Source organism: Streptomyces sp. NPDC001108, assembly GCF_053598535.1.
The window spans coordinates 387055-407234 of the sequence record NZ_JBSFKL010000001.1; the positions used below are offsets into that span (position 1 = coordinate 387055).

Annotated in this window: 16 protein-coding genes; 10 read left to right on the forward strand and 6 right to left on the reverse strand. The window is 73.4% G+C overall.

From position 1 onward, the window contains the following. The first annotated feature begins 129 nt into the window (after positions 1–129). The 4 genes from ACWC97_RS01705 (at position 130) to ACWC97_RS01720 (ending at position 6519) form a co-directional block, all read left to right on the forward strand. Entirely contained in the window at positions 130–615 is a 486-nt protein-coding gene (locus ACWC97_RS01705) for an Lrp/AsnC family transcriptional regulator (protein WP_366293604.1), read from the forward strand. A 224-nt stretch (positions 616–839) separates the two neighbouring features. Continuing rightward, positions 840–2069, forward strand: a complete 1230-nt coding sequence (locus ACWC97_RS01710) for a serine/threonine-protein kinase (protein WP_385209616.1) — start codon at positions 840–842, stop codon at positions 2067–2069. 177 nt (positions 2070–2246) lie between these two features. Next, on the forward strand, positions 2247–2792 hold the full coding sequence (locus tag ACWC97_RS01715; protein ID WP_450646770.1) for a hypothetical protein: 546 nt from the start codon (positions 2247–2249) through the stop codon (positions 2790–2792). A gap of 238 nt (positions 2793–3030) precedes the next feature. After that, a complete protein-coding gene (locus ACWC97_RS01720) occupies positions 3031–6519 on the forward strand; it encodes a M28 family peptidase (protein ID WP_450647456.1) in 3489 nt (1162 codons plus the stop codon). A 65-nt stretch (positions 6520–6584) separates the two neighbouring features. On the opposite strand, the gene ACWC97_RS01725 is transcribed toward ACWC97_RS01720, so the two are convergent. Next, positions 6585–8030, reverse strand: a complete 1446-nt coding sequence (locus tag ACWC97_RS01725; RefSeq protein WP_450646772.1) for a helix-turn-helix domain-containing protein — start codon at positions 8028–8030, stop codon at positions 6585–6587. Between the two features lie 542 nt (positions 8031–8572). Between ACWC97_RS01725 and ACWC97_RS01730 the strand changes: the two genes are divergently transcribed. Continuing rightward, positions 8573–9526: a DUF3048 domain-containing protein gene (locus ACWC97_RS01730; RefSeq protein ID WP_450646774.1), complete on the forward strand. Its 954-nt coding sequence runs from the start codon at positions 8573–8575 to the stop codon at positions 9524–9526. 279 nt (positions 9527–9805) lie between these two features. Beyond that, entirely contained in the window at positions 9806–11137 is a 1332-nt protein-coding gene (locus ACWC97_RS01735; protein ID WP_385209354.1) for a geranylgeranyl reductase family protein, read from the forward strand. Positions 11138–11188: 51 nt separating this feature from the next. Here the strand turns inward: ACWC97_RS01735 and ACWC97_RS01740 are convergent, their stop codons facing one another. Then, positions 11189–11977, reverse strand: coding sequence for a LysR family substrate-binding domain-containing protein (locus ACWC97_RS01740; RefSeq protein WP_450646776.1), 789 nt, complete (start codon positions 11975–11977; stop codon positions 11189–11191). Between the two features lie 58 nt (positions 11978–12035). On the opposite strand from ACWC97_RS01740, the gene ACWC97_RS01745 reads away from it, so the two are divergent. Beyond that, complete coding sequence (locus tag ACWC97_RS01745) at positions 12036–12440, forward strand: DUF5997 family protein (RefSeq protein WP_352274597.1); 405 nt, start codon at positions 12036–12038, stop codon at positions 12438–12440. 98 nt (positions 12441–12538) lie between these two features. On the opposite strand, the gene ACWC97_RS01750 is transcribed toward ACWC97_RS01745, so the two are convergent. Further along, positions 12539–13060: a nucleoside deaminase gene (locus ACWC97_RS01750; RefSeq protein ID WP_450646778.1), complete on the reverse strand. Its 522-nt coding sequence runs from the start codon at positions 13058–13060 to the stop codon at positions 12539–12541. Between the two features lie 139 nt (positions 13061–13199). Here ACWC97_RS01750 and ACWC97_RS01755 point away from each other — a divergent pair, with 139 nt between their 5' ends. Both ACWC97_RS01755 and ACWC97_RS01760 read left to right on the forward strand, forming a co-directional pair. Next, positions 13200–14396 carry an MFS transporter gene (locus ACWC97_RS01755; protein WP_352274599.1) on the forward strand — a complete coding sequence of 399 codons (1197 nt, stop codon included), beginning with the start codon at positions 13200–13202 and terminating at the stop codon, positions 14394–14396. A gap of 512 nt (positions 14397–14908) precedes the next feature. Continuing rightward, positions 14909–15613, forward strand: coding sequence for an amidohydrolase family protein (locus ACWC97_RS01760; protein ID WP_450646780.1), 705 nt, complete (start codon positions 14909–14911; stop codon positions 15611–15613). A 235-nt stretch (positions 15614–15848) separates the two neighbouring features. On the opposite strand, the gene ACWC97_RS01765 is transcribed toward ACWC97_RS01760, so the two are convergent. The 3 genes from ACWC97_RS01765 to ACWC97_RS01775 form a co-directional block, all read right to left on the reverse strand. Continuing rightward, complete coding sequence (locus tag ACWC97_RS01765) at positions 15849–17114, reverse strand: MFS transporter (RefSeq protein ID WP_450646782.1); 1266 nt, start codon at positions 17112–17114, stop codon at positions 15849–15851. 189 nt (positions 17115–17303) lie between these two features. Further along, on the reverse strand, positions 17304–17924 hold the full coding sequence (locus ACWC97_RS01770) for an L-threonylcarbamoyladenylate synthase (protein WP_450646784.1): 621 nt from the start codon (positions 17922–17924) through the stop codon (positions 17304–17306). 51 nt (positions 17925–17975) lie between these two features. After that, a complete protein-coding gene (locus ACWC97_RS01775) occupies positions 17976–18608 on the reverse strand; it encodes a TetR/AcrR family transcriptional regulator (protein ID WP_392278033.1) in 633 nt (210 codons plus the stop codon). An 89-nt stretch (positions 18609–18697) separates the two neighbouring features. On the opposite strand from ACWC97_RS01775, the gene ACWC97_RS01780 reads away from it, so the two are divergent. Continuing rightward, complete coding sequence (locus tag ACWC97_RS01780) at positions 18698–20131, forward strand: purine-cytosine permease family protein (RefSeq protein WP_450646787.1); 1434 nt, start codon at positions 18698–18700, stop codon at positions 20129–20131. Positions 20132–20180 lie beyond the last annotated feature (49 nt).

Consider the following 20180-nt stretch of genomic DNA (forward strand, 5'->3'; position numbering starts at 1 on the left):
TGGGACTACGGGTATGACCGGCGGTCAGGGGCGGGAACGGGTGGAACCGGACGGTCGGCAGCACGTCCGAACTGTGCCGTTGGTACAGTCACAGCCCGAATTGCCGGACCAGGAAGAGGCCAGCGGACCATGGCGGTGGACGATCTCGACACCCGAATCCTCCGGTTGTTGATCGAGCAGCCGCGTACCAGCGTCCGCGAGTACGCGCGCATCCTTTCCGTCGCCCGGGGCACCCTCCAGGCGCGGATCGACCGGCTGGAGCGGGACGGTGTGATCACCGGCACGGGTCCGGTGCTGTCCCCGGCGGCGCTGGGCCATCCGGTGCTGGCCTTCGTCCATCTCGAGGTGACCCAGGGGCATCTGGACGAGGTCGGCGAGGCGCTCGCCGAGGTGCCGGAGATCGTGGAGGCGTTCTCGACGACGGGCGGCGGCGATTTGCTGGCCCGGGTGGTGGCCCGTGACAACGGACATCTGGAGGATGTGATCCAGCGGTTGATCCAGCTGCCCGGGGTGGTGCGGACGCGTACGGAGGTGGCGTTGCGCGAGCGGGTCGCGCACCGGCTGCTGCCGCTGGTCGAATCGGTGGGCCGGACAGCGGCGGCCGACCGGAGGTGATCAGGGTCGGGCATGCCGGGCATGCCGGACGGCGATGCCGCTCGGCGGTCTTCGGAGCTCGGCGGACCGATATCCTGATCTTGCCGCGCGCCCCCCACCCTCCCGGTTGCGATCGGGTCGCCGCCGTGGCATCAGATGCAGAAGCGGCCCACGATCCGAGAAATGGTGTACAGGTGCTGGTAGCAGGTCGGTACCGGTTGATATCCCCCATCGGCCGCGGCGGCATGGGCGAGGTGTGGCGTGCCGCCGACGAAGTGCTCGGCAGGGCCGTCGCGGTGAAGCTGCTGCTGGGCGACCACGCGGACGAGTCGGCGACCGCCCGGTTCCGGCTGGAGGCGCAGACCGCGGCCCGGCTGAGCCACCCCCACCTGGTGGCGGTGTTCGACTTCGGCGCCTGGGAGGACCGCTTCTACCTGGTGATGGAGCTCATCGAGGGCCGGAGCCTGGGTGCCGTCCTCGCGGCGGAGGAGCGGCTCGGCGCGGAGTGGGTCGCCCGGATCGCCGGGCAGGCGGCCGCCGGGCTCGCCGCCGCCCACCGCCAGGGCATCGTGCACCGCGACATCAAGCCCGGGAACCTGATGCTGGACGCCGAGGGCGCGGTCAAGATCGGCGACTTCGGGATCGCCCAGTTCGTCGACGACCCGTCCGCGGCACTGACCACCACGGGGCAGATCGTCGGCACCAGCCTCTATCTCGCCCCGGAGCGGGCTCTCGGGCGCACGGCCGGTTCGGCGTCCGACATGTACTCCCTCGGCTGTGTCATCTACCAACTCCTGCTGGGCGAGCCGCCGTTCCGCTCCGACACGGCGACCGCGACGCTCTATCAACATGTCGACACCCCGCCCGTGCCGCTGCGGCAGCGGGGTGTGGACCTGCCCCCGGCCTTCGACTCCTACCTCCTCGGTCTGCTCGCCAAGCAGCCCGAGGACCGGCCGAGCGCCCAGGACGTCGCCGAGTGGTTCCAGAGCGACGCGTGGCGGGGGCAGCCGGAGCCGCTGCCGATGTACGCGCCCGCCCCGCACCCGGCCGCCGGGCCCGCCCCGGCGATGCCGGGGCTCCCGCACGCACCTGCCGGCGTTCCTCCGTACGGCGCGGCCCCGCAGCCCGGCGCGGCCGAGCAGGGCGCGGGCCAGGCGACGTACCGGCTGCCGCAGTCGAGCGGGCACCGACGCCGTCAGCCGGACCGGTCCGCGCCCACCCGGATCACCGGCACCAGCGCCCGGGAAGCGATCCGGCGCCGCCCCCGGGTCGCGAGCGCCATCGCCGGCACGGTCGCCTTCATCGCGGCCGTGTACGTGGGGATGACCCTGTTCTCCCCGGACTCCGACGACTCCGGCACCCCTGACCCCGCCCCGTCCGCGACGGGTGACATGCGGCAGCAGGACGCGTCCACCGCCCCACTGCCCCCCGCGCAGGGTTCGGAGGACGGCGACCAGGGCGATCAGGACGACTAGTACCTGGCTCTGTTGTGGGGCAGGAGGCGGTTTCGGGCGGTACGGGCGCCGGTCCCGCCTCGACAAGGACCTCCGCGCCCCGCCCGGCGTCAAACAACCGTCAGGACCGTGCGCCGCGACGTCAGCGGTCCGTCAACGGCGGCCGGGGGCGCGGCCGGCCCGCCTAGCGTCGCCGTCATGCGACACCATCTCCCCCGTACCGGGCCGCGTCCGGTGCGTTCCGGCACGCTCGCCCATGACCTCGGCTGGGCCGCCGAGCTGCGGTTCGCGGTGCACTGCTCGGTGGTCCTGCTCGTACTGCTGCTGGGGGTCGACGGGGCGGCCGGGCGCCTCACCGGGCCGCGCGCGCTGTTGTGGACCGGGCTGGCGGCCCTGTTGTGCGCGGTGCTGGTGCCGCCCCGGGTCCGGGCGGGTGCCGGGTGGCTGTCCTGCCGGGGGCTGCTGTGCGAGCGGACCGTGCGCACCGACCGGCTCGTCGCGGTGTGCCGGCCGGAGGGTGTCGCCCGGCGGGTGGTGTTCCGGGACGCCGGGGGCGCGCGGGTCGAGGTCGATCCGGAGGTTTTCCTGGCCAATCCGGCGTTGTGGCACCGGGTGGACACGGACGCCCGGGGCAGTGCGGAGCGCGGGACCCTGCGGTGCGGGGTGACGACGCTGCGCCGCCTGTCCGAGCAGGTCGACAGCAGGCACGCGCTGCGGGTGTTCACCCTCTCCGGGCTGGAGTGAACGGCCTCGTAAGCCGGTTGTGCGATCCCACCAGCGCGGCTTGACCAAACTTGCCAACTACCGCCACCAGCACCGCAGTTCATTGACGCGACCATGACCACGTGTGAGTGTTCGGTCGCTCGATCACGGACACCGGGGCGCGGGCGGTCGGCGACGGCCGGGCATGTGCGCCGTGGTACGCGGCTGCCCGTGGTCGAGGCCCCCACCGATTCAAGGAGCCTCGATGAATCTCAGACCGATGACGGCCGGGACGACCCTGGCCGTCCTCGCCGCAATGCTGGTGGCGACGGGTGCCCCCTCGGCGTCCGCCGAACCGTCCCCGCCGGCGCCCGCCCCGAGCGCGCTCACGGCCGCCGTCACGGCCGCCGACCGGGCCGCCGCCAGTGGTCTCGACACCCTGGCGAAGGGCCCCGAGGAGCGGTACGAGCGGCAGATGGTGACCCCGTGGATCAAGGGTCTGTACTCCGTCGCGTACCAGCGCACCTACCGCGGCCTGCCGGTCGTCGGCGGGGACGCCGTCGTGGTGGCCGACTCGAAGGGCCGGGTGCGCGGCACCCAGTCCGCGGTCTCCCGGCGGATCAACGTGCCGACCACACCGACCGTCTCCGCCAAGGCGGCCGAGAAGACCTCCCGCGAGAAGCTGCGTACCGTGCGGCGGGTGGAGTCCCACCGGCTCGTCGTCCGCGCCACCGGGAAGAACTCCCGGCTGGCCTGGGAGACGGTCCTGGCCGGGCGCACCGCGAAGGCGCCCAGCCGGCTCCATGTCTTCGTCGACGCGGGCACCGGCAAGGTGCTCGACAGCTACGACGACGTCAAGGCGGGCACCGGCAACAGCCAGTGGAACGGCCCGTCCCCGCTGGCCATCGACACCACCTCGTCGGGCGGCAGCTTCTCGCTGCGCGACCCGAACCGGCCCGGCCTGAGCTGCGCCGACTACAGCACCGGCGGGGTCTTCACCAAGTCGACGGACTCCTGGGGCACCGGCAACGCCTCCAGCAAGGAGACCGGCTGCGTCGACGTGATGTGGGCGGCGCAGCACGAGTGGAACATGCTCAAGGACTGGCTGGGCCGCAACGGGCACAACGGCAACGGCGGCAGCTGGCCGGTGAAGGTCGGGCTGAACGACGTCAACGCCTACTGGGACGGTTCCTCGGTCTCCATCGGCCACAACAACGCCAACCAGTGGATCGGCGCGATGGACGTCGTCGGCCACGAGTTCGGCCACGGCATCGACCAGTACACCCCGGGCGGCGCCAACAACGAGTCCGGGCTCGGCGAGGCCACCGGCGACATCATGGGTGCCCTGACCGAGGCGTACACCAATGAGCCGGCCCCGTACGACGACCCCGACTACACCGTCGGCGAGAAGATCAACCTGGTCGGCAACGGGCCGATCCGGATCATGTACAACCCGGGCCAGATCGGCGACCCGAACTGCTACAGCTCCTCCATACCCAACACCGAGGAGCACGCCGCGGCCGGGCCGCTCAACCACTGGTTCTACCTGCTGGCCGAGGGCTCGAACCCCGGCGGGGGCAAGCCGACCAGCCCGACCTGCAACAGCTCCTCCGTCACGGGCATCGGCATCCAGAACGCCGGCAAGGTCTTCTACGGCGGCATGCTGCTGAAGACGAGCGGGATGACGTACAAGCGGTACCGCACGGCCACGCTGACCGCCGCGAAGAACCTCGACCCGAGCTGTGTCTTCTTCGACCGGGCCAGGGCCGCCTGGGACGCCATCAGCGTCCCCGCCCAGACCGGCGACCCGACCTGTACGCCGAGCGGCAACAACGACTTCTCGCTGTCCCTGGACCCGTCGTCCGGCACCGTGAAGGCGGGCGCCTCGGTGACGTCCACGGTGCGGACCACGGTCAGCTCCGGGAGCGCGCAGACGGTCACCCTGTCGGCGAGCGGTCTGCCGAGCGGCGTCACCGCGACCTTCAGCCCCGCCTCGGTGCAGGCCGGTGCCACCTCGACGATGACCGTGTCGGCGTCCTCCGCCGCCACGCCCGGCCCGTACACCTTCACGGTGAAGGGTGACGGCACCCAGAGCCACACCGCGCAGTACACCCTGACCGTCACCAGCGGGGGCGGCAACCCGGGCGGCGGCGCGCCCGACATCGACGTCGCCAAGATCCAGGCCCACCTCGCGCAGCTGAACACCCTCGCGACCCAGAACGGCGGCCACCGCCGCGCCGGGAGCGCCGGTTACACGGCGTCCGTCGCCTATGTGAAGGGCAAGCTCCAGGCCGCCGGATACACCGTCAGCGAGCAGCCCTGCACCAGCTGCACCTACGGCGGCAACAACCTGATCGCCGACTGGCCGGGCGGCCCGTCCGACCAGACCGTCATGTTCGGTGCCCACCTGGACGGGGTCTCGGCCGGTCCCGGCATCAACGACAACGGCTCCGGTTCCGCGACGCTGCTGGAGAACGCGCTCGTCCTGGCCCAGCAGAACCCGACCATGACCAAGCACGTGCGCTTCGCCTGGTGGACCGGCGAGGAGCAGGGCATGCAGGGATCCGCCTACTACGTCGGCCAGTTGAGCTCCGCCCAGCGCAGTGCCGTCAAGGCGTACTACAACTTCGACATGGTCGCCTCGACCAACGCCGGTTACTTCATCAACAACGTCAACTCGGCCGCCTCGGCCCCGATGAAGGAGTACTGGGACTCGCTGAACCTGGCGCCGGAGGAGGACGTCGAGGGCCGGGGCCGGTCCGACGACTACTCGTTCCAGCAGGTCGGCATCGCCACCTCCGGATACGCGACCGGCGCCAGCGCCACCAAGACGTCGGCGCAGGCCGCGAAGTGGGGCGGGACCGCGGGCCGTTCCTACGACCCCTGCTACCACTCGTCCTGCGACACCACGTCCAACATCAACGCGACCGCGCTCGACCGCAGCGCGGACGGTGTGGCGTACACCCTGTGGAAGACGGCGGTCGGCACCACCGCGCCCGCCGACGACTTCTCCGTCTCGGTCAGCCCGGTCTCGGGCAGCGTCCAGCCGGGCGCCTCGGTGACCGCCACGGTCTCCACCGCCACGACCGCGGGCTCGGCGCAGTCCGTGCAGCTGACGGCCTCCGGCGCGCCGAGCGGGGTCACCGTCTCCTTCGCCCCGGCGTCCGTGCAGTCGGGCTCCTCCTCGACGATGACCGTCGCCGCCGGGGCCCAGGCCACGGCCGGTACGTACACCCTGACGGTGACCGGGACCGGCAAGGCCACCCACACCACCACGTACTCGCTGGTGGTGGGCGGTGGCGGCAGCTGCCAGCCGAAGCAGGTCGTCGGCAACGGCGGCTTCGAGAGCGGCACCGCCCCGTGGTCCCAGTCGGACGGTGTGATCAACAACCGGACGTCGGAGAAGCCGGCCCACACGGGCGCGTACCAGGCCTGGCTCGGCGGCTGGGGATCGACGCACTCCGACACGCTCTCGCAGTCGGTGACGATCCCCTCGGGCTGCTCGGCGTACAAGCTGTCGTTCTACCTGCGCATCGACACCGGCGAGTCGGCGGGCGACCCGACGGCGTACGACACGCTGACCGTGAAGCTGGGCACCAGGACGCTCGCGACGTACTCCAACGCGGACGCGACGAACTCCTACGTCCAGAAGACCTTCGACGTCGGTGACCTCGCCGGCCAGACGGTCACCCTCGGATTCGCCAGCAAGGAGGACGCCTACCTCCAGACGAGCTTCGTCCTGGACGACGTGGCGCTCGACGCGAGCTGATCCGGGGTCTTTCCGGGCTCCAGCCGGGGCGGGGCGTGTGCGGACACGTCCCGCCTCCGGCGTTCTCAGCGGACGACGGCGGCCAGCCGCCTGATGAAGTCCTCGGTCTCCGGCCGGTCGTCGTGACCGGCCGCCAGCCGGACGTGCAGGCCGCGCAGTTCCTGGCCGAGCAGGGTCGACGCGTTGATCTCGGTGGTGTCGAGCACCGGCCCGGCGATGTCGATCGCCGCCTGCGGGTCGCGGGCGCAGGCGTGGGCGTCCGCCATCCGGGCGAGGAAGAGCATCCGCGCCGAGTGCATCCCGGGCGGGAGCAGCCCCAGCGCGGAGCGGGCCGTCCCGACCGCGCGCAGCGCCAGCCGGCGGTCCCCCGTCGCCGCGGCGAGGTCCCGCAGCGCCCCGGCGGCACCGGACTCCACGCGCAGTCGGACGGAGGCGACGGAGAGCCAGGGCGCCTCCGTCTCGTCCCGCTCGCCGACTCGGTCCAGTTGGGACCAGGCGCGGTCGATGTGGGCGAGGGTCTGGCGGGCGTCGCCCCGGACGGCGTGGCCGCGCGCCAGGTACAGATCGCTCATCGCGCCCGCCCAGTACCGGCCCGCGGCGGCCTGCCGGATCGCTCCCCCGTAGGCAACGGCGGACGGGCCGTCGCCCTCCAGCCGGGCCAGGGTGCTCATGTCGCCGAGCGCGGCCACCTCCGTCCCGATGTGCCCGGCCAGTCCGGCCCAGCCCAGGGAGCGGTCGAGCCAGGCCATCGCGGTGGCGTTGCGGCCCCACAGCAGCCGCAGACAGCCCGCCGACTGGGCGTACTCCGCGGCCAGGGGCGCGAGTTGGCGCTGGTAGGGCGCCGCGGGCAGGGCCATCCAGCGGAGCATCGCGTGCAGGGTGCGCTCGACCACGGCGGTCGCCCCGGGCCAGGCGCGTTCCTCGTCGGCGCGCAGGCAGGCGGCGAGCAGCGCCGTCAGGGCGTGCACCGTGTCGAGGTCCAGCGGCGGGGCGTCGACGGTGGCCGGGCCGAGGGCGCAGAAGGCGGCGTGCAGGGCGACGACGTCGGCGAGGACCGGGACGGTGCAGCCGCCCCGCCCGTGCACCGGGCACATCAGGCCGTAGCTGGGCAGGCGGGTGGGCAGGACGGTGTCCGGCGGCAGCATGGCGAGCAGGCCGGCGCCCGCGGGCTCACCGGGCAGTGGGCCCCGGCGGGCGGGCCCGGGTGGCGGGAGCACGGCCGGAGACTCCTCGCCCGTGCCGCCCGCCCCGGCCGCCTCCGCCTCCTCGCAGGCGGCGAGGAGCGCCCCGTCCGCCGACATCAGCCCGTCCAGTCGGCGGGCCAGCGGCAGCGGGGTGCGGCGGGTGCCGTGCTCCAGCTTGCTGATGGCCGTGTGGTCGTATCCGACGCGGGCCCCCACCTGCACCTGGGTGAGTCCGGCGCGTCTGCGCCACTGGCGCAGCCGGGTGCCGAAGACCCGCCACGCCTCGGCGGTACGGGCGTCCGGCGCGGGGCCGACGCCCTCGGTCACCCGGCGCTCCGCGGAGCCTCGCCGGACCCTCCACCCTTGCCGTGCTCATGACTCATGGCCGGGAGGATAGCGAGCGCGCGGCCACACTGTCCTCCGTGCGCCGGGAAGATGGCGCCTTCCCCTTCCCTGCCGTTCGGCGGCGGTCCGGCCGACCGGACACTCCGTCATATTCCTTCCCTCATATGACTGGTGGGACGATTCGGCCGATCACGGCCGGTGGCCAGGACAATCGGCGGGTGGCCGCATGAACGGTCCGCCCGCCGGGCATATGACGGGTTACCGTCAGGAGGTGATGGCCGTGGGCCGCATCAGGATCGTCCGACGACCACAGACCCCGCACCGACCGCCGCCGCCGCTCGATCTGCGCACCCCGTCCGGCCGTCCCCTGCCCTACTGATCCCGGCACCCGCGCGGCGCGCCGCGCCGTGGCCGGTGGAGCGTCCGGGGCCCCGGTCCGCGTGATGATGAGGGCGGCGAGCCGTCGTGGCGCGCGGTGTCCGGCCCGGGGCGCCCGGCCGGCCGGCTCGGAAGGGACGGCCCCCATGCACGCAATCCGGCCGAGGAGACCGGTCGCCGCGGTGCCGGTCGCGCTGGCACTGCTCGTTGCCGCCCTGGCCGGCTGCCAGGGCGGCAAGGGCGCCCCGTCCAGCAGCACCGCACCGCCCGCATCCACCGGCGGGCGCGGTCATGTCCTCGCCGTGAAGGTCGACAACGTCGCCCCCGCGCGCCCGCAGTCCGGACTGGACGCGGCGGACCTCGTCTACGTGGAGCAGGTCGAGGCCGGTCTCAGCCGCATCATGGCGGTCTACTCCTCCCGGCTGCCGTCCACGGTGGGCCCGGTGCGCAGCGCCCGGGAGACCGATCTGGAGCTGCTCCGCCAGTTCGACCGGCCGACGCTCGCCTTCTCCGGCGCGCAGTCGAAGCTCCTCCCCGTCATCGCGGCGGCGCCGCTGAACCGGCTGACCCCCGATCAGGACCCGGGCGCGTTCTACCGGGCCCAGGGACGGGCGGCTCCGCACGACCTCTACCTGCGCCCCGGGAAGGCCCCGCGGGTCACCTCGGGAGTGAACGCGGCCGAGGACCTCGGACTGCGGTTCGCCGCCGCCGTGCCCGGTGGCCGGGCCGTGACCGGCCGTACGGTCCGCTATCCGGAGGCGAGTCTCGCCTTCACCTGGTCCGCCGGGGAGCGCCGTTGGCTGGTGTCGATGGACGGCGCCCCGGCCCGTACGGCCGACGGGGCCCGGCTGCGCGCGGCCGATGTGGTGGTGCAGTACGTGACGGTGCGCCCGTCCGCGTACCGGGACAAGTGGGGCAGCACCTCCCCGTACACCGAGACCGTGGGTTCCGGGTCCGCGCTGGTGCTGCGGGACGGCAAGGAGTACGAGGCGCGCTGGTCGCGCCCCTCGGCCGGGGACACCACGGAGTTCACCACCCCGGACGGCGAGCGGATGACCTTCGCGGCGGGGCAGGTCTGGTTCGTCCTCGCGCCGAAGTGACCGGGTGCCGGTTCCGGTGGGCGTCGGCGTTCCGCGGCCCGGGAAGCCGTGGCGCCGGGTGGTTCCGCGCCTGCGGTGGGGACCCGTCCGTGGTGCTCGTGCGGCGCTCCTCGCGCGGACGGAAACGTGGACCGTCACCGCTCCGGCCGCTTCGCGTCGTGGCCCGCGCACAGGAGGGTGGAGGTTTCCCGGATCACCCACGGACCGGCCGTCCATGATCGATGATGTGCGGACGACTGCCGTCCCCGGTACGGCACCGGCTCCAGGAAGGGAACCCCGATGCGGGACACGACGCCAGAGCGGTCCACGTCACACGCGCCGTCCGAGCACGGCCCGGCCGAGGAGGCCCAGGTGATCGTGGTGGGGGCGGGGCCCGCGGGCTCGTCCGCCGCCTTCCACCTGGCCAGAGCCGGTGTCGACGTCCTGCTGCTGGAGAAGTCCCGGTTCCCCCGGGAGAAGGTGTGCGGGGACGGCCTGACCCCGCGCGCGGTGCACCAGCTCATCAGGATGGGCGTCGACATCAAGGCGCCGGGCTGGATGCGCTCCCGCGGCATGCGCTGGATCGCCGGGAAGCACCAGGTGCACATCGACTGGCCGGCGCTGGGCCAGTACCCGGACTTCGGCCTCTCCCGCAGCAGGCACGACTTCGACGACATCCTGGCCCGGCACGCGGCCGACGCCGGGGCCCGGCTGCGCACCGGCGTGAAGGTGACCGAGCCGCTGACCGACCGGGTCGGCCGGATCACGGGCGTCGCCGCCGTCACCGAGGAGAAGGAGCCGCTGGCCTTCCACGCACCGGTCGTGATCGCCGCCGACGGCGCCTCGGCCCGGCTCGCCCTCGCCATGGGGGTCGAGCGCGACCCGGCCCGGCAGATCGCGACGGCCGCCCGCCGCTACTACCACAGCCCCGAGCGTTCGACGGAGGAGTACCTGGAGCTCTGGGCCGATCTCACGTTCCCGAACAGCGACCGCTTCCTGCCCGGGTACGGCTGGATCTTCCCGATGGGCGACGGGCGCGTCAACGTCGGCCTCGGCGCGCTGCCGCACCGGCGGCACGGCAAGGCGGACCTGCGTGCCGTACTGGACGGCTGGCTGGCCCGTACGCCGGAGTCCTGGGGACTGCGCGAGGAGAACGCGCAGGGGCCGGTCCGCAGCGCGGCCCTGCCGCTGGGCTTCAACCGCCACCCGCTCTACACCCGCGGGCTGCTGCTCGTCGGCGACTCGGGCGGCATGGTCTCCCCCTGGAACGGGGAGGGCATCGCCCAGGCCATGGAGGCGGGCGAGGTCGCCGCGGACTCCGTCACGCTGGCCCTCGCACTGCCCCGGGGCGCCCGCCGCGAGCGGGTGCTGCGCGGCTACCCGGTCGAGATGAACCGCCGCTGGGGACGCTACTACCGCCTCGGCAACACGGCCGCCGACCTCGTCTTCAGCCGCTCCGGCTTCCAGCCGGTCCTCAACCGGTACGTGATGGGGTCGCCGTTCCTGCTCAACACCATGGCCCGCCTGCTGACCAACCTCACGGACAAGCCCTCGCACGACCTGATCGACCATCTCCTCAACGGCGCCGTGCGGCTCGTACCGGAGCCGAAGGCGCGGCTCCGGCGGCGCTGAGGTCGTGCCCGGCGGACGGGGGCCGGGCGGACCGGGGGCGGGGCCTGCCGGTCAGGACCGGCGGCGGGGCCTGCCCCGCTTGGCGGCCTTGGCCTGCTTGGCCCCGCCGGTGCCGGTCCGCGGCTTCCGGGCGCCGGACGAGCCGCCGCCCTGCTTCCCGGCCGCCCGGCCGGGGGCGGGCTTGCGCCGGGCGTCCTCCTGCTTCTTCTCCGGTTCCACGCGGGAGCGCGGCCGGCCCCGGGTGGAGTTGACGGTCCGCCCCCGGACGATGCCGATGAACTCCTCCACCAGGTCGGTGGTCTCCTCCTCCGGCCAGGACAGCACCACGCTCGACCCGGGGGCGTCCGACACCGGCCGGTAGGTGAGGTCCTTGCGGTGGTGGAGGCGGGCGAGCGACTGCGGGACGACGAGCACCCCGATGCCCGCCGCCACCAGCTCGACGGCGTCCGCCGTGGTGGCCGGGCGCTCGATCGCGGGCCGCCCCGGAAGCCGCTCCCAGCCGAGGATGTCGTCGAGCGGGTGCAGCACGATCTCGTCGGCCAGGTCGGCCACCGTGATCTCCTCGGCCGAGGCGACGGCGTGGTCCTTCGGGACGATCACCACGGTCGTCTCGGTGTAGAGCGGGATGGCGCTCAGGACCGTCCGGTCGACCGGCAGCCGTACCAGCCCGGCGTCGGCGGCACGCCCCCGCAGCGCGTCGGACGCCTCGGCGGCCTCCACGGCCACGAGGGTCAGCGGGACGTCCGGCAGCCGCTCGTTCCAGATGCCCACCCACTTGCCGGGGGTCACCCCGGGAACGTACGCGAGCCGGAACGACGGGGTTTCTTCCGAGCTTGTCACTCCGCCAGGTTACCGGCCCTGGTCAGGGGTGGTGCACATGCTCGATACCCTGGTACGCATGACGTCGCACAAGACCGCCCAGACGATGAAGCCCGCGACCGCGGCGAAGAAGCTGGGTGTGTACCTAGAGGCCACCCCCGCCGAGTTCCAGGAGGGTGTCGTCTCGCGCACCGAGTTCAACGCGCTCCAGGCCGATCCGCCCGAGTGGCTGCGCGAGCTGCGACGCAACGGCCCGCACCCCCGGCCGGTCGTCGCCGCCAAGCTCGGCGTCTCCATCTCGGGCCTCGCCCGCGGCGGGGTCACCGAGGCGCTCACCACCGAGCAGATCGACGCGCTCAAGCAGGAGGACCCCGAGTGGCTCCGCCAGGAGCGCACCACCCAGGCCGAGGTCCGCAAGGAAGCCGTGCGCATCAAGGAGAAGCACGCGGCCCGAGCGGCCCGGGCCGAGGACGCCCGGTCCTGATCCCTTCCGTTTCCGTCGCCGCCCCCAGGACCTTCACGGCTCCCGGGGGCGGCGACGGCGTTTCGGCGGGCCGGGCGGGGATGCTCCGGCGGCGGCCCTCAGGCCACGCCCAGCATCCGGGCGTGCAGGGCGCGGACCTCCTCGGCGAGCACCGGGTCGGGGCCCGAGACCGGTACGCCGGGGGCGACGACGTTCACCGGCAGCGCCGCGACCGGTCCCGCGTCGAAGCCCCAGCCCTGCCGCCAGGCGACCAGCTGCCCGCCGCTCGACGCGTACACGATGCGGCCCAGGCCGACCCAGGCGTGGGCCGCGCTGCACATCGGGCAGTGCTCCCCCGAGGTGTAGACGACGCTCGCCCGCCGCTCCTCGGGCGAGAGGTTCTCGGCCGCCCAGCGGGCGATCTCGAACTCCGGGTGCCGGGTGGCGTCGCCGTCCTTGACCCGGTTGCGGTCCTCGAACCGGACCGTGCCGTGCTCGTCCAGGAGCAGCGAGCCGAACGGCTCGTCACCGGCGTCGAGCGCCTCGCGGGCGAGCTCGACGCAGCGGCGGAGGAAGGTCCGGTCCGTCTCCGTGACCGGCTCCGCGACCCCTTGCGCGCCCGTCCCGTTCTCCGTGCTCATAGCCACTCTCCGTAGTTGTTCTTCCAGGCTCACAGTCCTGCGACATTCGGTATACCATTCGGGGCTCCATAACCGTTCACGCCGCGGCCCCACTTCACCGCATGCCGGTCCGGCGACGGCGACACGGAGGCCCCGGCCAGTGAACAACGCCCCGACGCACAGCATCACGCACACCTCGGTATCGGTGTGGAGGGCGCCGGGCATGCCCGCCCTGCTGCTCCTGACGGCCGCCGGGTTCTCGGGGTTCGCGGCACTGCTGCCCACCGCGCCGCTCTGGGCGGTGCGCGGCGGCGCGGACACCGCCGGGGCCGGTTCGGTCAACGCGGTCCTGATGCTGTGCACCGTGTGCGCGCAGACCCTGGTCCCGGCCACGATCCGGCGCCTGGGCTGGCGGGCCACCCTGGTCGCCGGGGCGGTCCTGCTCGGCGCCCCCTCGCTCGCGCACCCGTGGGCCACCGGACTGGGCTCGGTGCTGGCCCTGGCCGCGGTGCGGGGGCTCGGCTTCGGGGTGCTCACGGTCTGCGGCGCCGGTGCCGTCGCCGAACTCGTCGGGCCGGAGCGGCGCGGGAAGGCGGTCGGGGCGTACGGACTGGCCATCGCGGGGCCGCAGTTCATCCTGGTCTCGACCGCCCCGTGGGCCGCGGAGAACATCGGGTTCACGGCCGTGTTCGTGGTCGGGGCGCTGCCCCTGCTCGGGGTGGTGCCCGCGGTGCGGCTGGCCCGTCGGCTGGACGGGCGCCCGGCCGGGACCGGCGACGCGCAGGACCGGGCCGTCGTCGCGCGCACCGCGTATCTGCCGCTGCTGCGGCCGATGGTGCTCCTGCTCGGGGCCACGACGGCCGGGGGCGCCCTGATCACCTTCGCCCCGCAGATGAGCGACGACCCCGCCGCGACGCTGGCCGCGCTGTTGCTGCTGACCGGGACGGCGGCCGTCGCGCGCTGGCGGTTCGGGGCGGCGGCCGACCGGTACGGCACCCGGCCGTTCCTCTGGCCGCTGGTGGCCGCCACCGCCGCCGGGCTCGCGCTGACCGCCTGGGCGGTGGCCACGCCGGGAGAGACGCGGGTGGTGCCCCTGCTGGCCGGGACGACCCTCGTCGGCGTCTGCTACGGCGGACTCCAGAACCTGACCCTGGTGGACTCCTTCGCCGCCGTCGACCCCCGGTCCAGCGGGGTGGCGAGCGCGGTGTGGAACATCGGCTTCGACGGCGGGACGGGGCTGGGCGCCCTCCTCGTCGGATTCCTGGCGACGGGCACCTCCTTCTCCGTCGCCCTCCTGGTCACCGCCGCGCTCTCACTCGCCACCCTGCCGCTCGCGCTGACCCGCCGGAACGGCTGACAGACGGGGCTTTTGGCATACCATCTGGTCATGGTTGATGTGATTCTGACGAACGTCCGTCCCTGGGGCGGGGCGCCCGCGGACATCGTGGTGTCCGGCGGCGAGATCCGCTCCGTACAGCCCGCGGGCCCGGCCCCGGGCGACGGCGTCCACCTCGACGGCGGCGGTCTCCTGGCCCTGCCCGGCTTCATCAACGCGCACGCCCATGTCGACAAGAGCTGGTGGGGGCAGCCCTGGGTGTCCTACGGCGGCGAGGCCACGACCCAGGGGCGCATCTCCCACGAGCGCGCCGAACGCGACGCCCTCGGTATCCCAAGTGCGGACTCGACCGCGGCGGTCCTGCGCGAGTTCCTCCGGCACGGCACGACGGCGGTGCGCAGCCATGTGGACGTGGACCTGGGCGTCGGGCTGCGCGGGATCGAGGTGGTCCGCGAGGCGGTGGTGGCGCTCGAGGGCGCGGTCGACGTGGAGATCGTGGCCTTCCCGCAGGACGGTGTGGTCGCCGCCCCGGCGTGCTGGATCTTCTGGACCGGGCCGCGGCGGCGGGGGCGACCTCGATCGGCGGGCTCGACCCGGCCTCGATCGACCGCGACCCGGTGGCGCAGCTCGACGGCCTCTTCTCCGTCGCCGAACGGCGCGGGGTGGGGCTCGACATCCATCTGCACGACCGGGGCGAGCTCGGCGCCTTCCAGTTCGAGCTCATCATCGACCGCACGCTGCGCACCGGGCTGCGCGGCAGGGTGACGGTCTCGCACGGTTTCGCGCTGGGCGAGCTCCCGGCCGACCGGCAGCTGCGCCTGGTCGAGGCCTGCGCGGAGGCCGGTGTCTCCTGGGCGACCGTGGCCCCGGTCCGTACCGCGCCGCTGCCCTGGCGGGGGATGCGGGAGCACGGTGTCCCGATCGGCCTCGGCACCGACGGGATCCGGGACCTGTGGTCGCCGTACGGTGACGGCGACATCCTCCGCGTCGCGCTCGGCTTCGCCCGGCTGCACGGCCTGCGCACGGACGGGGAGCTGGCCCACGCGGTGGAGCTGGCCACCACCCGCGCGGCGGGCTTCGTCCACCGCGCGGCCCACGACCTCGTGGTGGGGGCTCGGGCGGACATCGTGCTGCTGGACGCCGAGAACGTCCAGGACGCCCTGGTCCGCGCACCGCGCCGACAACTGGTGCTCGCCGGCGGCCGCGTGGTGGTCCAGGACGGCGAACTGCGGGTCTGACCCTGCCGAGCGACCGCCGGTCCCGCGCTTCGCGGCGCGGAGCACGGGACCGGCGGCCCGGCAAAGGCGCCGGCCCTGCGGCACGTCAGCAGTGGCGCGCCGGTCCGCGTCGTGGGAGCTGTCCGCGAGATGGACCCGCGTGCGACCGGACCGTAACGTCGCCGCTCGCCGCCCGACCCGGTCACGTGGGCGAGCAGGCGGACCGGGCCCGAGGCACAGGCCGCTCAACGACGCGTCAGGGGACGTCCACCCCGCTGTACCGGACCAGTTGCGGGACCCTGGCCGCGAGGGTCAGCAGAACGACGACCAGCAGGAGTCCGCTGAGGAACGCGGTGGCCTGGACCCCGACCAGCTCAGCTGCCGCGCCGAGTCCCAGCGAGGCGACCGGCATGACGCCGATGGCGAGTTCCTGGAGGCCGAGGGCGCGGCCGCGCACCTCGGGCGCGGTCGTCATCAGCAGCAGGGTGGTCTGGAGCACCCCGAACGAGGCGCTCATCAGGCCGATGCAGGCCATCAGGGCGAACGAGAGCGGCACGCTCCGGGACAGCGCGAACAGGGACCACAGGGCGCCCCAGGCCGCGGTGCCGAGCACGAACAGGCCGCCCTTGAAGGTGAAGTCGCCGAGCATGGCGATGACCAGCGAGCCCACCAGGCCGCCCAGGCCGCTACAGGTCAGGAGCCAGCCCAGCCCGGCCGCGTCCAGCCCCAGGGCGTCCTTCGCGAAGACCGGCATGAACCCCTGGTAGACGGGCCACAGCAGAACGTTGGCCGCCAGGGTGACGAACAGGACGGCCGCGGTGAGCCGGCTGGTCAGGACGGTGCGGAACCCGCTGACGAGCATCCCGAGCACCGGCTCCGGACGGCCCCGTCCGGCCTGGCCGGTGCCGCGCAGCGGCCAGAGAGCCAGCAGGGAGACCGCGTACCAGGTCGTGGAGATCCACAGGGCGGCGGGCGCGCCGAAGGCGCTGATCATCGCCCCGCCGATCGCCGGGCCGACGACCTGCGTCATGTTCATCGCCAGTGCGTTGAGGGCGTTGGCGTTGCTGAGGTTCTCCCGTCCGACGAGGTCGAGGACGAGCGAGCCGCGCGCGGGCTGGGACGGGGACTGGGCCAGGCCGATCGCCAGCCCCCCGGCGACCAGCGCCCCGTACGACACCTGGCCCGCGGACGCCATGACCGCCACCACGACGACGGCGCACAGCGCCCACAGGCAGGCGATCATGAGCAGCCGGACCCGGTCGTACCGGTCGGAGAGCACTCCGGCGAAGGGGCCGAGGAGCATGGGGGCGAGGCGTACTGCGGTGAACACGGCGAGCAGGAACTCGGAGTCGGTGGTGTCGAAGACCAGCCAGCCCAGCACCATGGTCTGGGTCCAGGCCCCGCCGTAGAAGAACAGGTTCGAGACCCACAGCAGCCGGAACCCCGGGCTGCCGCGGAGCGAGGCGATCGCCTGGCCGGACCGCGCCGCCTGCGGTTTTCCCGCTTTCGGTGGTGTCTCCACCGGTTCCTCCCGCGACAACGCGCCCCTCCTCATCCGACGACACAGAAATGGTATACCGAATGTGTCGGACGATGGCCGCGCCCCCGGGCGAGGGTTCTCCTCGATGCGTTCCCCGTGGACGGCGGGGAGCGAGCCGGCCGTGCGGGCGGCCGGCACCCCTCGGGGCGACGGCACCCAGGAGCCGCGCCGTTACTCGAAGCGGGTCACGTCACCCGCGCCCCGGCGGACGATCTCCGGCCCGCCGCCGGAGAAGTCGACGACCGTGGTGGGCTCGGTGCCGCAGTCGCCGGAGTCGACCACGGCGTCCACCACATGGTCGAGCCGCTCCTTGATCTCCCAGCCCTGGGTCATCGGCTCGTCCTCGTCGGGCAGGAGCAGCGTGCTGGAGAGCAGCGGCTCGCCGAGCTCGGCGAGGAGGGCCTGGGCCACGACGTGGTCCGGGATCCGCACGCCGACGGTCTTCTTCTTCGGGTGCAGCAACTGGCGCGGCACCTCCTTCGTCGCGGGGAGGATGAAGGTGTAACCGCCCGGGGTCGCCGCCTTGATGGCCCGGAACACGTCGTTGTCGATCTGCACGAACTGGCCGAGCTGCGCGAAGTTCTGACAGACGAGCGTGAAGTGGTGGCGGTCGTCGAGGTGCCGGATCGACCGGATGCGGCCGATGCCGTCCCGGCTGCCGATCCCGCACCCGAGGGCGTAGCAGGAATCCGTCGGGTACGCGACGAGCGCGCCGGAACGGATGCTGTCGGCCACCGTGCTGATGGTGCGCCGCTGGGGGTTCTCGGGGTGCACGTCGAAGTATTTCGCCATTCGCGGAGTCTACGGGCTGCCCCGTCGCCCCCGACGGATCGGCGGGCGGCGTCAGGCGCGGGCGCGGAGGGTGGCGGGGGCGAGGCCGAGGAGGCGTTCGGCCGTCGCGATGGCCATGTCCTCCAGCACCGGGTGATCCAGTTGCGCGTCGTCGTTCGCGTACACGCCGAGGCCGTCGACGGTGACCAGGATGTGCAGGGCCGCGCCGAGCGCGTCGTCGGTGGCGAAGATCCCGGCGCTCCGGCCGTCCTCGATGAGCCCGGCGAGGGCGTCGCGGGTCGCGGACTCCTCGGCGCGTACCGCCTCGCGCAGGCCGGGGCGGAACCTGCTGGCGTGCCGGGCGTTGAGCCAGAGCCGGCTGAGGTCGCGGTAGGCGCCGTCGGCGAGGCGGACGAGGAAGCGCGCGAGCCGTACGTCGGCGGGCAGCCCGCGCTCGGCGAGCGGCAGCAGCCCCTCGCGCTCCTCCGTCGCGGCGTGCGAGAACGCCTCGCTCACCAGCCGGTCCGCGGCCGGGAAGTAGTGGCCGATGAGCCCGGGGCGGACACCCAGGTCGTCCGCGACGCGGCGGAGCGTCACGCGCTCCAGCCCCTCCTCCAGGGCGATGGCCGCCGCGGTCCGCAGAATCTCCGCGCGGCGCTCGCCGGGCTGTTTGCGGACTCTTGCCGACCGGGGTCTTGACGTCATGGGGGACACGCTATTGGATGTGTGACCAACATGCAGTTGGCCAGTTGCCCAATAGCGGACCACGGCCGGCGGAACGCGAGAGGTCCTCGATGACGACGACGCACACCGGCTCCTCCGCGAGCCCCCTGGACGAGCCCGGCTCCGAGCGCGCGGGACACGTCGAGACCAGGGGGATCGACCTGGTCCCGGAGGACGAGCGCGGTGGTCGGCCGCGTCAGCTGTTCGCCGTCTGGGCGGCTCCCAACGTCAGCTATCTGAGCTTCGTCGTCGGCGCGGCGCTGATCCTCATGGGCCTCACCCTCCCCCAGGCCCTCGGTGTGATCGCGGCCGGGAACCTGCTGTGGATCTGTACCGGCGTCCTCGCGGCGAGCGGACCGGTCGCCGGGACGAGCGGATCGGTGATCAGCCGGGCGTTCTACGGGATCGTCGGGAACAAGGTGGTGCTGGTGGTGACCGGCTGGCTGATCGCCGCCGCCTACCTCGCGCTGAACTGGTCGGCCGCCTCGGTCGCCGGGATCGGCCTCGCGGGCCGGTTCGGCCTGCCGGTCAACACCGCCGTCGACGCCACGGTCATCTGCCTGATCGCCGGTGGCACGCTGCTGATCGCGATCTTCGGACACGCCACGATCGTCCGCCTCTACACCGCCCTGAGCGTGCTGCTGACCGTGGTGTTCCTCGTGGTCACGGGGTACGTGCTCGCCCACACCGACTGGTCCTACGCCCCGGCCGAACCGCTGAAGGGCGGTGCGCTCGCCGTGGCGCTGGCCACCGGCTTCACCCTCATCGCCTCCACGCCCCTCTCGTACAGCAACAGCCCGGACCTCGCCCGTTACCTGCCGCGCGACAGCAGCCCGTTCGCCGTCGCCGGGTGGACGGCGCTGGGCGCGTACCTGCCGAGCACCGTCTTCACGATGGTCGGCGCGCTGGCGGCGACCACCCTCGACATGAACGAGCCGGAAGCCGCGCTGGAGAGCATCCTGCCGGGCTGGTTCATCCCGGTCTTCGTCATCGCGGTCGTCGTCAACACCATGACGAACAACGGCATGACGGCCTACAGCGCCAGCCTCTCGATCCAGTCGGTCGGCGTGCGCCTCGCGCGCGTCCCCGCGGTCCTGATCATCGGAATCCTCGGCACCGTCATGACGCTGTACGCCATCCTCGTCTTCGACTTCCTGACCAGCGTCCAGACCATGCTCCAGCTGGTGGTCGTGGTGACCGGCCCGGCCATGGCGGTGGCGGTGTGCGACCTGCTGCTGCGGCGCAACCGCTACAGCGGGACGGACCTCATGGAGCAGCGGCACGGCGGCCCGTTCTGGTACCGCGGCGGCTTCCACCGGGCCGGGTTCCTCGCCCTCGTGACCGGGGGCGTCGTCTCCGCGCTGTGGGTGAACACCAGCTTCTGGACCGGCCCGATCGCCGGGGCGCTGGGCGAGGTCGACCTGGCGATCCCGGCCGGGATGGTCACCGCCGCCGCCGTCTACTGGGCGGCCGCCCGCGCCCTCGGCAGCATCCCGCGCGGCTGACCCGCGCCCGGTCCGCGCGCCGGACCGGGCAGGACGGCCCGCCCCGCAC

Excerpts from the sequence above, each read along its gene's own strand:
- ACWC97_RS01705 (WP_366293604.1), top strand. The coding sequence starts at position 130 with ATGGCGGTGGACGATCTCGACACCCGAATCCTCCGGTTGTTGATCGAG.
- ACWC97_RS01710 (WP_385209616.1), top strand. The coding sequence starts at position 840 with ATGGGCGAGGTGTGGCGTGCCGCCGACGAAGTGCTCGGCAGGGCCGTC.
- ACWC97_RS01715 (WP_450646770.1), top strand. The coding sequence starts at position 2,247 with ATGCGACACCATCTCCCCCGTACCGGGCCGCGTCCGGTGCGTTCCGGC.
- ACWC97_RS01720 (WP_450647456.1), top strand. The coding sequence starts at position 3,031 with ATGACGGCCGGGACGACCCTGGCCGTCCTCGCCGCAATGCTGGTGGCG.
- ACWC97_RS01730 (WP_450646774.1), top strand. The coding sequence starts at position 8,573 with ATGCACGCAATCCGGCCGAGGAGACCGGTCGCCGCGGTGCCGGTCGCG.
- ACWC97_RS01735 (WP_385209354.1), top strand. The coding sequence starts at position 9,806 with ATGCGGGACACGACGCCAGAGCGGTCCACGTCACACGCGCCGTCCGAG.
- ACWC97_RS01745 (WP_352274597.1), top strand. The coding sequence starts at position 12,036 with ATGACGTCGCACAAGACCGCCCAGACGATGAAGCCCGCGACCGCGGCG.
- ACWC97_RS01750 (WP_450646778.1), bottom strand. The coding sequence starts at position 13,060 with ATGAGCACGGAGAACGGGACGGGCGCGCAAGGGGTCGCGGAGCCGGTC.
- ACWC97_RS01770 (WP_450646784.1), bottom strand. The coding sequence starts at position 17,924 with ATGGCGAAATACTTCGACGTGCACCCCGAGAACCCCCAGCGGCGCACC.
- ACWC97_RS01775 (WP_392278033.1), bottom strand. The coding sequence starts at position 18,608 with ATGACGTCAAGACCCCGGTCGGCAAGAGTCCGCAAACAGCCCGGCGAG.
- ACWC97_RS01780 (WP_450646787.1), top strand. The coding sequence starts at position 18,698 with ATGACGACGACGCACACCGGCTCCTCCGCGAGCCCCCTGGACGAGCCC.